Genomic DNA, 14,047 nt, shown 5'->3' with positions numbered 1-14,047 from the left:
CAGCGATGTTTGAACAAGTATTGATCGCCAATCGAGGCGAAATTGCCCGTAGAGTGATTCGGACATGTAAACGGCTCGGAATCAAAACCGTTGCCGTTTATTCAGAGGCTGATCAGCATGCACTTCATGTGCAAGAAGCAGACAGCGCCTATTATATCGGCGGCGCTAAAGTTTCTGAAAGCTATTTAAACATGGAAGCGATCATTAAGGTTGCCAAACAAACAAATGCTGATGCTATCCACCCGGGGTATGGTCTTTTATCAGAAAATGCGGCATTTGCTGAGCGCTGCCGGAGCGAAGGCATTGCCTTTATTGGACCATCTGCACAAGTCATTCAGCAGATGGGAAATAAAATTGAAGCGAGAAAAACGATGGAACAAGCGGGCATCCCAATCGTTCCTGGTGTTTCAGCCCCACTCCATGATGCACACGAAGGTGTTCATAAAGCACAGACACTCGGCTATCCCATTATGCTAAAAGCATCGAGTGGTGGCGGCGGGATTGGTATGCAGCTCGTCCGCAACGACGAAGAACTGCATCGAGCGTTTGAAGGAAATCAAAAAAGAGCACAAAGTTTCTTTCAAGACGGAACTTTATACATGGAAAAGGTGATTGAACACGCACGGCACATCGAAATTCAAGTTCTTTTTGATTCGTTCGGTCACGGCGTTCACTTATTTGAAAGAGATTGTTCACTCCAAAGAAGACATCAGAAAATTGTTGAAGAGGCACCAGCCGTCTGTCTTGAAGAAACGGTGAGACAGCAAATGGGACAGATGGCCGTCAAAGCTGCCAAAGCAATTGGGTATGAAAATGCGGGCACGATTGAATGTTTAGTCGATCAAAACCAGCAATTTTATTTCTTAGAAATGAATACGAGATTGCAAGTAGAACACCCTGTCACAGAAGAAATTACCGGGATTGACCTTGTCGAGGAGCAGCTAAAAATTGCCGCATTAGAGCAACTGTCCTTCAGCCAAGAGGATATTCATCAAATTGGGCACGCGATTGAAGTTAGAATATACGCTGAAGACCCTGTGACATTTTACCCTTCGCCAGGCACGATCACTCGGCTTTCTACACCTGATGCCCCATATATCCGTCATGAGTCAAGCGTCACGAGCGGAAGTGTCATTACCCCATTTTACGATCCAATGATTGCGAAAATGATTGTGTACGGTGATACTCGAAAACTCGCCATAGAACGATTAAAAGCAGCATTACAAGCATATGAAATAGAAGGGATCAAAACCAATGTACCGCTTTTAAAGGAAATGGCCGAATCAACTGCCTTTTTACATGGCCGCATCACAACCGATTATCTGATGAAAAAAAGGGAGGAAAACCGTTCATGAAAACTGTCACGATACAAATGGCCGGAAACTTGTGGAAACTTCTTGTGAAACAGGGTGATGATGTGCAAAAAGGACAGGAAGTCGCCATCTTAGAATCGATGAAAATGGAGATTCCCATTGTTGCAGAAGAAGCAGGTGTAATCAGTAAAGTGTATAAGGCGGAGGGGGACTTTGTTGACGAGGGAGAGGTACTTTTAGAGCTGACAGAATAGGGGGAAAGCCGCATGGCATTACCAAAAAACGTGCTCATTAGAGAGGTCGGCCCGCGCGATGGACTACAAAATGAATCCGTTTGGCTGGACACAATGGAGAAGCGAACATGGATCCATTTACTCGAAGAAGCCCATCTTCCTTATATTGAAGTCACCTCATTTGTTCATCCGAAATGGGTTCCAGCCTTAAAAGACGCCAAAGAATTAGCCCAATCATTAAACAAAAAAGAGGATATCACCTATGCCGCACTCATCCCAAATGAAAAGGGATTAGCTCATTTTTTTGAAGCAAACCTTGAGCTAGGGGCTATGTTTATCTCATCGAGTGAGACACATAACAAAAAGAATATGAATCGATCTATACAGGAAACACTGCCTGTGATCAAACAAATGACAGCCGATTTAAAAGCAGAAGGACGGCAAACGCGGGCCTATATTTCAACCGTGTTTGGATGTCCTTATGAAAAACAAGTGCCGATGGACCAAGTGCTGCGATTAACGGAACAGCTGCTGTCCTTCGGGATTGATGAAATATCACTTGGGGATACCATTGGGGAAGCCCATCCGCTGCAAGTAGAAAGACGGTTAGACCTTTTACTTGAACGCTTTCCTGCTGATAAAATCGCACTTCATTTTCATGATACGAAAGGAATGGGGCTTGCCAATATTTATACAGCATTAAAAGCCGGCATCACCATATTTGATGCCTCTAGCGGAGGGCTTGGCGGCTGTCCTTATGCACCTGGCTCCAGCGGAAACGTGGCGACAGAAGACGTGGTGCACATGCTTCACAAACTCGGGATCGAAACAAATGTCGACCTCCCTTGCTTGATTAAAGCGGCTGAATGGATTGAAACAAAAGTGGATCGAACCCTGCCAAGTCACTGTTTACGCGCTTTTCAGTCTCACACTACTTGATAAAGGGTGAATCACATGACTTCATTGATCAATTTTTCAATACAAGATCACATTGGCATCATGACATTAAATAGACCAGCGCAAGCCAATGCTCTCTCCGCTGCTATGCTAGAGGAAATCAACCAAACGATTCAAGAAATCAAACATGATGCAAACATCCGCTGTTTGCTCATGACAGGAGCTGGCGCTAAAGTTTTTTGCGCAGGAGCAGACTTAAAAGAAAGGCGATTGATGACAGAACAAGAAGCCAAAGAAGCCGTTCTGACCATTCAGCAAACCTTTACAGACATTGAATCTTTGCCTGTTCCTGTCATTGCCGTGATAAACGGACACGCACTTGGCGGAGGTCTTGAGCTCGCGCTCGCCTGTGATCTCCGCATCGCAAGAGCGGGTGCAGCGCTCGGCCTGCCGGAAACAGGACTAGCTATCCTGCCGGGAGCAGGGGGCACACAAAGACTTTCGCGCCTGATCGGACCCGGGAAAGCGAAAGAAATGATCTTCACCGGCACTTCTTTACGAGCAGAAGAAGCCGTTCAAATTGGGCTGATTGAACGTATCTCTACAGCCGATTCACTGATGAATGATGCCATCACACTCGCAAAACAAATCACCAAAAATGGACCGATCGCTTTAAAAGAAGCAAAACAAGCCATTCAATCCAGCCTTGATCACGATTTACAAACAGGTCTGACGAAAGAATACGAAGCTTATCTGCGGCTTATTCATACAGAAGATCGACTAGAAGGTCTCAAGGCTTTTCAAGAAAAACGAACGCCTTATTACAGAGGGAAATAGCAAGAAAGGGGAATGTTTATGATCGAAGAATATAAATTAAAAAAACAACGAATTGAAAAGGGCGGGGCAGAACGCTACCATCAAAAAAACAAAGAAAAAGGAAAATTATTTGTCCGTGATCGGCTCCATTTGTTATTAGATGAGGATTCTTTCATTGAAGATGCCATGTTTGCAGAGTGCAAAGATGAACATTTACCAGCAGATGGTGTCGTCACCGGAACCGGGCGTATGAATGGGCAGACTGTTTGTGTCATGGCAAACGACTCTACGGTTAAAGCAGGATCGTGGGGCGTCAAAACAGTAGAAAAAATCATTCGAATTCAAGAAACGGCCGAGAAGCTCAATTGTCCGATGCTGTATCTAGTCGATTCAGCGGGTGCAAGAATCACCGATCAGATCGCAATGTTCCCAGGCAGAAGAGGAGCAGGGCGCATTTTTTATAACCAAGTCAAGCTGTCTGGACGTATCCCGCAAATTTGTTTACTCTTCGGTCCATCTGCAGCCGGTGGTGCGTATATCCCTGCTTTTTGTGACATTGTCGTCATGGTCGAAGGAAATGCCTCTATGTATTTAGGCTCGCCGCGAATGGCTGAAATGGTGATCGGTGAAAAAGTATCACTTGAGGAAATGGGCGGTGCGAAAATGCATTGTAGCATTTCTGGATGCGGAGATATATTAGCCAAAACAGAGGAAGAGGCCATTCAAATTGCACGTGATTATTTAACCTATATGCCTGCCAACTATACAGAAAAACCAAAAACGACAGCAGCAAAAGCACCTAAACCATCTGAAACCACCATCCAAGACTTAATCCCTAAAGGCCAGAATACCCCATTTGATATGTATCAACTCATCGATTTACTGATTGATGAAGGGTCATTTTTTGAAATCAAAAAGCTGTTTGCCGCAGAGTTAATTACCGGCTTTGGCAGAATGAACGGTCAGCCTGTCGGTCTCATTGCCAATCAGCCAAGAGTAAAAGGCGGCGTATTATTCCACGACTCAGCTGATAAAGCCGCCAAGTTTATTCAGCTCTGTGATGCCTTTCATATCCCGCTGCTCTTTCTTGCGGACATACCAGGATTTATGATTGGAACAAAAGTGGAACAAGCCGGCATTATTCGTCATGGGGCAAAAATGATCTCCGCTATGTCAGAAGCGACCGTTCCGAAAATATCCGTCATCGTCCGTAAAGCATACGGAGCAGGACTATATGCAATGGCAGGCCCTGCTTTTGAGCCAGACTGCTGTCTCGCTCTTCCATCGGCGCAAATCGCTGTGATGGGTCCAGAAGCCGCTGTAAATGCCGTCTATGCAAATAAAATTGCAGAACTACCGCCCGAAGAGAGGGCTTCATTTATACAAGAGAAACGGAAGGAATACCAGGAAGATATGAATATCTATGAGCTTGCCTCTGAAATGATTGTCGATGGCGTCATCCCATTTGACCGTCTCAGAACGGAACTTTGTCATAGATTACTAGCCTATTCATCGAAAGACATGACATTTACGAAACGAAAACATCCGGTCTATCCGGTCTAAAGGGGGCTGACCTCATGATCAACCAGAAACCAGAATGGATACCGGAAGAAAAGCAGTGCCAAAAAACACGTTTGCATCAGTGGATGAAATCTCTTGGTTTTTCTACGTATGACTCATTCTATCAAGCCAGTATTGATCGCACAGACTGGTTTTGGAGAGAAGCGGAGAAGGCAGTCGGCATTCAGTGGAAAAAACCATATGAAGCGGCATTAGGTCACCACTCATTGATGTGGCCGAAATGGTATCAGGGCGGCACACTAAACATCACCGAAACGGCTGTGGACAAATGGGCTGAAAAAGAAGAAACGAGGCATCAGCCCGCCATCATTTGGAGCAATGAAGCCGGTGAAGAAAAGAAATGGTCATTTCTCGAACTTCAAGAGAAAGTGAGCCGTCTTGCAGCTGGCTTTTTGAAAGAAGGACTTCAAAAAGGGGATGTAGCCATCATCTATATGCCAATGCTTCCAGAAACGGTCGCCGTCATGCTTGCCTTTGCAAAGATTGGTGTTATTTTCAGCCCAGTCTTCTCAGGCTATGGAAGCGAGCCACTCGCTGTACGCATTCGTGCGTCAGGCGCATCCATTGTCATCACAGCAAATGAAATGATGCGGCGAGGGAAAACGATCAACATGCGGGAATGTGTGGCTGATGCCATCAACAAAACCACAACTGTGCAAAAAGTGATTGTGCACACTTCCTCTCATACCGGATATCAGGACGATGTCCTGCTGAATGATTTGTTAAAAGAACAGCCGATCACCGGCGCGACCTATGTCACAAATGAAGACCCGCTGATGATCTTGTATACGTCAGGCACAACCGGCACACCAAAGGGAGCCGTTCATACACACGCAGGCTTTCCGATAAAGGCAGCTTTTGATGCCGGGCTATGTATGGATGTGGCAAAAGGAGACCGGCTGTTTTGGCTGACTGATATGGGCTGGATGATGGGGCCATTCCTCGTCTTTGGCGGCTTGATCAATGGAGCTACCATCGTTTTATATGACGGCGCTCCCGATTATCCAGATGAGCAGCAGCTCTGGTCATTCATCCACGAGAAGAAAGTCACTCATTTTGGACTTTCCCCTACATTTGTTCGTTCTGCGATGCAGCAAACGATTGATGGGGTCGAACTATCGCATGTCAAAGCCATTATTTCTACAGGGGAACCATGGAATGAAGCTCCGTGGCAATGGTTATTTCACACCATTGGTCAAAAGAACATTCCAATCTTAAATTATTCAGGAGGAACCGAGGTTTCTGGTGGCATTGTAGGCAGTACGTTGCTTCGTCCCATCAAACCGATTCTCTTTAATGCGGCGATCTTAGGAATGGCGGCAGATGTATACAATGAAGCTGGGCAAAGCGTGATAAATGAAGTAGGGGAGCTTGTGGTGAAAAAGCCATGGGTCGGCATGACATGTGGTTTTTGGAACGAACCGGAGCGTTATGAAGATACGTATTTCAAACGATTTGATGGTGTATGGACACACGGAGATTGGGTCATGCAAACAGAGGACGGAGAATTCCACATCACCGGCAGATCGGATGATGTCATTAATACAGCAGGGAAACGCATCGGGCCAGCTGAAATTGAATCCATCCTTACCTGGCATCCTGCCGTGCATGAAGCCGCTGTGATCGGGGTAAAGGATGAGGTGAAAGGGGAGGCGCTCGTCTGTTTCATCGTGACCAGTCCGCATGCTTTTGAAGAAGCAGCCCTTATCCAAGAGCTTTCAGCCCATGTTGGTTCACATGCTGGAAAAGCGCTCACACCAAAAGAAGTTCATCTCATTTCAGCTTTGCCGAAAACAAGGAATGGAAAAATCGTACGACGTTTACTTAAAGGGGCGTATGAAGATCAGCCTTCACCCGATCTATCTTCATTAGACAATCCAGATGTATATAAGAGTCTGACCGAATACTTGAATAAGAAACAGAAAAAATAAAAAAGACAGGATGGTTCCTGTCTCAGCGTGTAGACAAACCCTCGCATTCGGTGTCAGTCCTGCGCTTCGGTGCTCACGAATGTCAAATTCGCTCCGCGCCGATGCTCGTCCTTCCTAGGGCTGCAAAGGTTTTCTATCACGCTGAAAAGAAGACAAAGGGCTAAAATCAAGTTCATTTTAGCCCTTTGTCAACAATCTGAGACAGGATGGCTCCTGTCTCTTTTTATTGCACATGAAAATTCGTTCCATCTGTTGTCTCTTTCACAATCCCTGCCCGAATGACAAAATCGCCGAAATGTTCATTTTCTTCTCGTTCTTTTGCGTAGCGGGGGAGAATAGAGCCAAGTTCTTTTAGAATGTCTTCCTCACCCACATTTTCACGGTATAATTTACTTAATCTGCTGCCATCAAATGCGGCACCGAGATACATATTATACTTACCAGGTGATTTTCCGATAAATCCAATCTCTCCAAGCGCATGACGAGCACAACCATTTGGACAACCAGTCATTCGAATGGTGATTTCTTTATCACTTAATCCGTTTTCTTCAACGATGTCTTCGATTTTATCAATCAATCGTGGAAGGTAGCGCTCTGCTTCAGCCATCGCTAAACCGCATGTTGGCAAAGATACACAAGCCATTGAGCTGCGGCGCAGGGCAGAGTGCTGCTGGCCGTCTGATAAACCAAACTTCTGAATGAGCTGTTCGATTTGTTTCTTTTTATGAGTTGTCACATTCCCAATGATTAAATTCTGATTGGCGGTTAAACGGAAGTCACCTGTATGAACCTTGGCGATTTCGCGGATGCCTGTCATCAGCGGATAATCATCATAATCTGTGATGCGTCCGCCTTCCACAAACATCGTATAATGCCATCTGCCATTGATGCCTTTTACCCAGCCATAACGGTCACCGTTATGATCAAAGTGATAATCCTTTGCCTCTAAAAGAGTAAACCCAGTACGGCGCTCAAGCTCTTCTTTTACATTCTCAAGACCAAGGCGGTCCACCGTATATTTAAAGCGGGCATTTTTTCGCACGGAACGGTTTCCGTAGTCACGCTGAATGGTGATGACTTGTTTGGCAATTTCTACGACCTGTTCAGGTGTACAAAAGCCGATGACCTTTGCAAGCTGCGGATAAGTCGCTGTATCACCATGCGTCATACCCATTCCGCCGCCAATTGCGACATTAAAACCCACCAATTGATCGTTTTCGATAATGGCAATAAAGCCTAAATCCTGCGAAAAGACATCAATATCGTTAGCAGGAGGGACCGCCACACCAATTTTGAATTTCCTTGGCAAATAAAGCGGACCATACATCGGTTCAACTTCCGTATCTGGCGTTGCCGCAACCTTTTCCTCATCAAGCCAAATTTCGTGATAAGCTCTTGTTTGCGGGAGCAGGTCATCACTTAATTTTTTCGCCAGCTCGTATACATCATGGTGCACTTCTGATTGATAGGGGTTTGATGTACACATGACATTCCGGTTCACGTCGCCGCAAGCAGCAATTGTATCAAGCATAGTAGAATGAATGTCTTGAATGGTTTTTTTCATATTCCATTTTAAAATACCGTGAAGCTGAAAGGTTTCACGAGTAGTCAGCTTTAACGTACCGTTTCCGTATTTGTGAGCAAGCTCATCCATCACAAGCCACTGCTTAGATGTGGCGATTCCGCCAGGCAGACGGACACGCAGCATAAATTGATAGGCAGGCTCAAGCTTTTGTTTTTGTCGTTCATTTCTCAGATCACGATCGTCTTGTAAGTAGCTGCCGTGATGCTTCATCAGACGGTTGTCATCATCCGGAATTCCCGCTGAAATCGGATCAAGCATCACTTCTTTTAACGTACCCCGTAAATAATCACTTTTTTCTTTGATTTCCTCTACGTCGCTCGGAGGTCCATCCGGCGCTGTTAATGCTGTCTTCACCATGTAAGTAAAAGCTCCTTTCTTTCAAGCATCAAATCAATAAACGTCACGCTGATAGCGTTTTTGCTGCTGTAAGTTGGCAAGATAGCTTTCTGCTTTTTCTTTGCTCATCGCACCTTCTTCTTGAATGATGGATAGAAGGGTATTGTGGACATCATGCGCCATATGCTTTTCATCTCCGCAAATATACACGTAAGCACCTTGCTCAAGCCATTCAAATAATTCTTTGCTTTGTTTCTTCATTTGGTGCTGGACATATACTTTTTCCTCAGTATCTCTTGAAAAAGCCACGTCCATTTTCGTTAAGACGCCATCCTTTAACCACTTTTGCCATTCTGTTTGGTATAAGAAATCCGTCACAAAATGCTGATCACCGAAGAATAACCATGACTTTCCGTTTGCACCCAGTTCCTCACGTTCCTGCATAAATGAACGGAAAGGGGCGATGCCTGTGCCTGGTCCTACCATAATGATCGGTGCATCTGGATCTTGAGGAAGCTTAAAGTTTTGGTTGTGCTGAATATAAACAGGTAACGTATCACCTGGCTGCAGGCGCTCTGCACATAGAATCGAACAGACACCTTGGCGTTCTCTGCCGTGCGCATCATATCTGACAGCCCCTATCGTCAAATGAACCTCTTCGTCATTTGCTTTGAGACTGCTTGCAATGGAATAAAGGCGTGCAGGGATTTTTCTTAAAATGGACGTGAAATCTGCGGCGGTTCCTTCAAAAGGACCGAAATCACGAGCCGCATCTACTAAGTCCCGGCCTGCGATATATTCTTTCAGTTTTTCTTCGTTTCCTTCTTCTAAAAGGGCATGCAAGGATTCGCTTTTTGTCAGTTCAGCGATCTTTTGAAGAAGTGGTTTTGTTAAAACCGTGATCTCAAAATGCGAGGTGAGTGCTTCTTTTAAAGGAAGAGTGTCTCCATTTTTATGAACGGTGACGGATTCTTCTGCATTCCACCCGCATGTTTGAATCAGTTCGTCGACAAGCGCAGGATCATTTGTCGGGTAAATGCCAAGGCTGTCACCTGGCTCATACACGAGACCTGAACCTTCAAGCGAAAGCTCTAAGTGACGTGTTTCTTTATTAGATCCACGCCCATTTAAGTTGATATTTTCAAGAACTTCAGCATAAAAAGGATTCGTTCTTGAATATTCAGAAACGGCCGTACTGTTGGCTCCCGATGATTCTCGCGGCAGTGATACAGCTTCACCTTCACTCAAAGAAGAGGCAACACCTTGAAGCCATTCTGAAAACGGCTCATCATAATCAAGGTCACAATCCACTCGGTCAAACAGGCGAGTACCGCCAAGTTCTTCGAAGCGTTCATCAAATTCTTTTCCTGTCTGACAGAAGAATTCGTATGAACTGTCACCTAATGAAAGGACAGAAAAGCTTAAATGATCGAGCTTTGGCGCACGTCTGCCGTGAACATATTCATGGAACGAAAGGGCATTATCCGGCGGATCTCCTTCGCCATGTGTGCTGACAATGACCAGTAAATTGTTTATTTTTTTCAGATTATTCGGTTTAAAATCGGACATAGAAGAGAGCGTCACTTGAAAGCCTTTCTCTTCAAGATGCTGGGCTGTCTTTTTTGCTAACCCTTCGGAATTGCCTGTTTGCGACCCATAAAGCACGGTCACATCTTTGCTCACAGGCTGTACAGGTGCTGCGGCAGAAGGCGCCGGAGTGACAGCTTCTGAGCCGGCAAGCGCTGCCTGCGCTGATAAATAACCAGTAAGCCAAATTTTTTGCTGATCTGTTAAAGTCGGAAGCAGCTGATTGAGTAACTCTGCCTGCTCCTGGCTAAACGGACTGTTCAATACATGAAGTTGCAACAATATCCACCTCACAAGGAATATAAACATAGATTAATTCGATAGGAATTATATATATAGGTTCAATTTGAACTTTACCGAAAGTTTGCCATTAAGTAAAATATATAATATTGATTGTCATGATTAAGATTTCTAATGACAAAACACGGATGAATAGGGGAGAGGGCACAAAAAAAGGAAAACGGATCACCGTTTTCCTCTTTTTCGCCTGACTTACGCCGTTGGAAGTCCCATCACAGCTTTCACTTCTAAATATTCCTCGATACCGAAGTCTCCCCATTCTCTTCCGATACCAGATTGCTTAAAGCCGCCAAATGGGGCAAAGTAATCTGTTTCTGCATTGTTAATGGTGATTTGACCGGCACGAATATGTTCAGCGACATATTTTAATGTTTTTTCATCTTGACCAACAACATACCCGGCAAGACCATACACTGTATCGTTGGCGATCTCAAGGGCATGATCGAGGTCTTGATACGTGATCACACTCATGACTGGCCCAAAGATTTCTTCTTGTGCAATGGTCATATCATTTTTCACATTGGTGAAAATGGTATGCTTGGCGAAATATCCTTTATCGATTCCGTCTGGCTTTCCAGTTCCCCCAGCAAGAAGGGTAGCACCTTCTTCGATTCCTTTTTCAATATAAGATTGCACCGTATCCCACTGCTTTTTAGAAACAAGCGGGCCAGTAGCGTGATCTTCTCTCGGATCACCAACTGTAAACTTCGGCAGGGCGTTCAGCAGCGCTTTTTCAAACTTGTCTTTCATTGATTCTGGAATTAGCACACGTGTAGCTGCAGAACACACTTGACCTGTATTCATCGCAATATGATGAATGGCTGTTTCTGCTGCTTCGTCCACATCTGCATCGTCTAAGACGATAAGAGGGGATTTTCCGCCAAGCTCAAGTGCTACTTTCTTCACATTGTCCGCTGCGTTTTCCATAATTTTAGAGCCGACGGCACCTGATCCTGTAAATGAAACGAAGTCAATATCAGGATGTGAGCTAATGCCGTCACCAATCACGTCACCCGTTCCGTTTACTAAGTTGAAGACTCCTTTCGGTACACCTGCTTCATCAATAATGTCTGCAAGAATCATCGCAGCAAAAGGGGTAATTTCCGCTGGTTTTAAGACAACTGTTGAGCCTGCCGCAATGGCACCCGCAATTTTAAGAGATGTCTGATTCGTCGGGAAGTTCCACGGTGTAATCAATCCACTGACACCAATCGCCTCTTTTATAATCGTATGTCCACCGCGGTCTTCGGTAAATGTATAAGATTTCAGTGCTTCCGCTGCTTTAGAAAAATGTTCATAACCCATTTTGTAATGAACTTCTTCGGACACTTTCAGCGGTGCACCAAGCTCTTTTGTCATCACTTCTACAAGTTCATCCTTGCGTTTTTCGTACCCGCGCACAATGTTTTCCAGCATTTCTACTCGTTCATTTTGAGATGTTTTTGAGAAAGAAGGGAAGGCAGCTCGAGCTGCTTTGACAGCTTGATCTAAATCTTCTTTCGTTCCTAAACTAATGGTGCCAATGACTTCCTCTGTCGCAGGGTTAATGACCTCCGTCGTTTCGTTTCCTGTTGATGCGACCCATTCTCCATTAATAAAGTGTTTCTCTTGATTTCTCATTCTGACATGTCTCCTTTTTATATGTGATTCAATCCAATATTCTGTTTTCAGCTCATATAAAACTGTACCCACTGTGAAAAATCTAAAACGGAGAAACTGCATGAGAAAAAGTTTCTGATATAATACGCAAAGTGGGACATATGTCCTTTTCAACATGAGGGCATCTATCATTTAATGAAACTAGACTGAAAAAAGAAGGAGCTTTTGAACGAATGAAAGGTGTTATTTTTGCATTATTAGGAGGCGCTTGTATTACACTGCAAGGCGTAGCCAACGCTAGAATTAGTCAAGATATCGGGACGTGGCAGGCGGCAACGATCACGCAGCTGACAGGGTTTATCATCTCTCTCGTCATTTTACTCATCGTACGGGATGGCCACTTTAAGGAATACAAAAAAGTGCAGCCTCTTTATTTAATTGGAGGTGCATTTGCAGCCATTATTATCTTTAATGAGGTCACTGCCATTCAAATCATTGGTGTGACACTCACCATCGCTGCTTTACTTATCGCACAGCTTGCGTTTACCTTTGCCATCGATGCAAAAGGATGGTTTGGTGTTCAGAAGAAAAAAATGAAATGGCCCCATTATGCAGGCATCTTTTTAATGATTGCAGGCGTCATCATCTTAAAACTATAAAGGAGGGCATCAGATGGAGGAGTTGCATGATGAATCTCTTTTTTCCTCTTATATGAAGACACATCAATTACAGAATGTCTTTCATCAAAAACTCATCTCACATGTGAGCTTATGGCGCTATCAGCAAGGTGAGCTGATTTGTTCAAAAGGGGATAAAAGGGAGTATATGTACTTGCTGGTGAAAGGAAAATTAAAGATTTTCACCACCACAAAGGAAGGAAAAACATTTATTCTTTGCTTTAAAAACCCTCTTGAAGCGATTGGAGATATTGAATACGTTCAGCAGACAGATATGGTCAATACAGTTGAAGCCGTTGCAGAAGTACATATGCTCAGGATTTCTCATCAAGCCCTTATGCGGCATGCAAAGGACGATCCTCGAGTTTTAACCTTTTTGCTCAAGGGCATCACAAACAAATTTTATACAAAATCAAATGATTTAAGCTTCCACCTTTTATACCCTGTAGAGGTCAGGCTTGCAAGCTATTTATTGTCTGTTTTAACAGGTGATGATGACGCGCACGCACGCACGCTTCGCCTCACGGATGCAGCGAGCTTAATTGGAACAAGCTACCGCCATATTAATCGGGTCATTCAGCAGTTCCAAGAAAAAGGGCTGATTGAAAGGCGAAGAGGAAAGATTACGATTTGTGATCAACAAGGGCTTTTAGAAATAGCAGAACACAACATTTATGAATAGAAGAAACGAAGGGACTTTTATATGATCATAGGAATAATATTAGCTGTCACTGCTGGGGCACTTGTCAGCTTACAAACCATTTTTAATAGTAAAGTCAATGAGCATACAGGCTCTTGGTCAACAACGACGCTAGTTCTAGGAATGGGCTTTATCGCTTCACTTTTGATGGGTCTTTTGTTAGAAGGAACCGGCATGTTTCAATTAAGGCATATGGAAGCCTGGTACTGGATAAGCGGAGCCATCGGGGTAGGCGTTGTCATCTGTCTTGTTCAGAGCATCAAACGTCTCGGTCCCACTTATGGAATCTCGATTGTTCTCACCTCCCAGCTAGGTTGTGCGCTTCTATTTGATTCGCTTGGCTGGCTTGGGTTAGAAAAAGTAACATTTTCTTTTACAAAATTATTAGGTGTACTTGTCATTGTGGCAGGAATCCTCGTATTTAAGTTAACCAAGCTTGAACCAGTAGAAGAGGAGCAGTCAAGAGAAAAAGGGCTGCCACAAAAGTAGCTG

General features: G+C 44.4%; 12 protein-coding genes. 9 read left to right on the top strand and 3 right to left on the bottom strand.

Annotation, left to right across the window (positions count from 1 at the left end; all coding sequences use genetic code 11):
* Window positions 1-5: 5 nt before the first annotated feature.
* From AC0VYC_RS09250 to AC0VYC_RS09225, 6 genes are read left to right on the top strand one after another with little or no spacing between them, the layout of a single operon-like run.
* Window positions 6-1,355: an acetyl-CoA carboxylase biotin carboxylase subunit gene (locus AC0VYC_RS09250; RefSeq protein WP_338705074.1), complete on the top strand. Its 1,350-nt coding sequence runs from the start codon at window positions 6-8 to the stop codon at window positions 1,353-1,355.
* Complete coding sequence (locus tag AC0VYC_RS09245) at window positions 1,352-1,567, top strand: acetyl-CoA carboxylase biotin carboxyl carrier protein subunit (RefSeq protein WP_008346646.1); 216 nt, start codon at window positions 1,352-1,354, stop codon at window positions 1,565-1,567. Before AC0VYC_RS09250 ends, AC0VYC_RS09245 begins: the two co-directional genes overlap by 4 nt.
* Window positions 1,568-1,579: 12 nt before the next feature.
* A complete protein-coding gene (locus AC0VYC_RS09240; RefSeq protein ID WP_427244188.1) occupies window positions 1,580-2,485 on the top strand; it encodes a hydroxymethylglutaryl-CoA lyase in 906 nt (301 codons plus the stop codon).
* A gap of 15 nt (window positions 2,486-2,500) precedes the next feature.
* Window positions 2,501-3,280 carry an enoyl-CoA hydratase gene (locus tag AC0VYC_RS09235; protein WP_047947138.1) on the top strand — a complete coding sequence of 260 codons (780 nt, stop codon included), beginning with the start codon at window positions 2,501-2,503 and terminating at the stop codon, window positions 3,278-3,280.
* A gap of 18 nt (window positions 3,281-3,298) precedes the next feature.
* Complete coding sequence (locus tag AC0VYC_RS09230) at window positions 3,299-4,822, top strand: acyl-CoA carboxylase subunit beta (protein ID WP_268356385.1); 1,524 nt, start codon at window positions 3,299-3,301, stop codon at window positions 4,820-4,822.
* Window positions 4,823-4,836: 14 nt separating this feature from the next.
* Window positions 4,837-6,771 carry an AMP-binding protein gene (locus AC0VYC_RS09225; RefSeq protein ID WP_110487518.1) on the top strand — a complete coding sequence of 645 codons (1,935 nt, stop codon included), beginning with the start codon at window positions 4,837-4,839 and terminating at the stop codon, window positions 6,769-6,771.
* A gap of 223 nt (window positions 6,772-6,994) precedes the next feature.
* Here AC0VYC_RS09225 and cysI read toward each other — a convergent pair whose 3' ends face one another.
* The 3 genes from cysI to AC0VYC_RS09210 form a co-directional block, all read right to left on the bottom strand.
* Window positions 6,995-8,713, bottom strand: a complete 1,719-nt coding sequence (cysI, locus tag AC0VYC_RS09220; protein WP_475389976.1) for an assimilatory sulfite reductase (NADPH) hemoprotein subunit — start codon at window positions 8,711-8,713, stop codon at window positions 6,995-6,997.
* A gap of 33 nt (window positions 8,714-8,746) precedes the next feature.
* Complete coding sequence (locus tag AC0VYC_RS09215; RefSeq protein WP_475389974.1) at window positions 8,747-10,558, bottom strand: assimilatory sulfite reductase (NADPH) flavoprotein subunit; 1,812 nt, start codon at window positions 10,556-10,558, stop codon at window positions 8,747-8,749.
* A gap of 213 nt (window positions 10,559-10,771) precedes the next feature.
* Window positions 10,772-12,199 carry an aldehyde dehydrogenase family protein gene (locus tag AC0VYC_RS09210; RefSeq protein WP_144665542.1) on the bottom strand — a complete coding sequence of 476 codons (1,428 nt, stop codon included), beginning with the start codon at window positions 12,197-12,199 and terminating at the stop codon, window positions 10,772-10,774.
* Window positions 12,200-12,411: 212 nt separating this feature from the next.
* Between AC0VYC_RS09210 and AC0VYC_RS09205 the strand changes: the two genes are divergently transcribed.
* From AC0VYC_RS09205 to AC0VYC_RS09195, 3 genes are read left to right on the top strand one after another with little or no spacing between them, the layout of a single operon-like run.
* Complete coding sequence (locus AC0VYC_RS09205; RefSeq protein WP_008343684.1) at window positions 12,412-12,837, top strand: DMT family transporter; 426 nt, start codon at window positions 12,412-12,414, stop codon at window positions 12,835-12,837.
* A 13-nt stretch (window positions 12,838-12,850) separates the two neighbouring features.
* A complete protein-coding gene (locus AC0VYC_RS09200; protein ID WP_475389971.1) occupies window positions 12,851-13,537 on the top strand; it encodes a Crp/Fnr family transcriptional regulator in 687 nt (228 codons plus the stop codon).
* A gap of 21 nt (window positions 13,538-13,558) precedes the next feature.
* Window positions 13,559-14,044, top strand: a complete 486-nt coding sequence (locus tag AC0VYC_RS09195; protein ID WP_024718278.1) for a DMT family transporter — start codon at window positions 13,559-13,561, stop codon at window positions 14,042-14,044.
* Window positions 14,045-14,047: the final 3 nt, after the last annotated feature.

The organism is Bacillus sp. iso_77 (assembly GCF_056173625.1).
The sequence above is the reverse complement of the archived record's forward strand: the minus strand, read 5'-3'. Positions and strand labels throughout refer to the sequence as shown.

Excerpts from the sequence above, each read along its gene's own strand:
- AC0VYC_RS09250 (WP_338705074.1), top strand. The coding sequence starts at position 6 with ATGTTTGAACAAGTATTGATCGCCAATCGAGGCGAAATTGCCCGTAGA.
- AC0VYC_RS09245 (WP_008346646.1), top strand. The coding sequence starts at position 1,352 with ATGAAAACTGTCACGATACAAATGGCCGGAAACTTGTGGAAACTTCTT.
- AC0VYC_RS09240 (WP_427244188.1), top strand. The coding sequence starts at position 1,580 with ATGGCATTACCAAAAAACGTGCTCATTAGAGAGGTCGGCCCGCGCGAT.
- AC0VYC_RS09235 (WP_047947138.1), top strand. The coding sequence starts at position 2,501 with ATGACTTCATTGATCAATTTTTCAATACAAGATCACATTGGCATCATG.
- AC0VYC_RS09230 (WP_268356385.1), top strand. The coding sequence starts at position 3,299 with ATGATCGAAGAATATAAATTAAAAAAACAACGAATTGAAAAGGGCGGG.
- AC0VYC_RS09225 (WP_110487518.1), top strand. The coding sequence starts at position 4,837 with ATGATCAACCAGAAACCAGAATGGATACCGGAAGAAAAGCAGTGCCAA.
- cysI (WP_475389976.1), bottom strand. The coding sequence starts at position 8,713 with ATGGTGAAGACAGCATTAACAGCGCCGGATGGACCTCCGAGCGACGTA.
- AC0VYC_RS09210 (WP_144665542.1), bottom strand. The coding sequence starts at position 12,199 with ATGAGAAATCAAGAGAAACACTTTATTAATGGAGAATGGGTCGCATCA.
- AC0VYC_RS09205 (WP_008343684.1), top strand. The coding sequence starts at position 12,412 with ATGAAAGGTGTTATTTTTGCATTATTAGGAGGCGCTTGTATTACACTG.
- AC0VYC_RS09200 (WP_475389971.1), top strand. The coding sequence starts at position 12,851 with ATGGAGGAGTTGCATGATGAATCTCTTTTTTCCTCTTATATGAAGACA.
- AC0VYC_RS09195 (WP_024718278.1), top strand. The coding sequence starts at position 13,559 with ATGATCATAGGAATAATATTAGCTGTCACTGCTGGGGCACTTGTCAGC.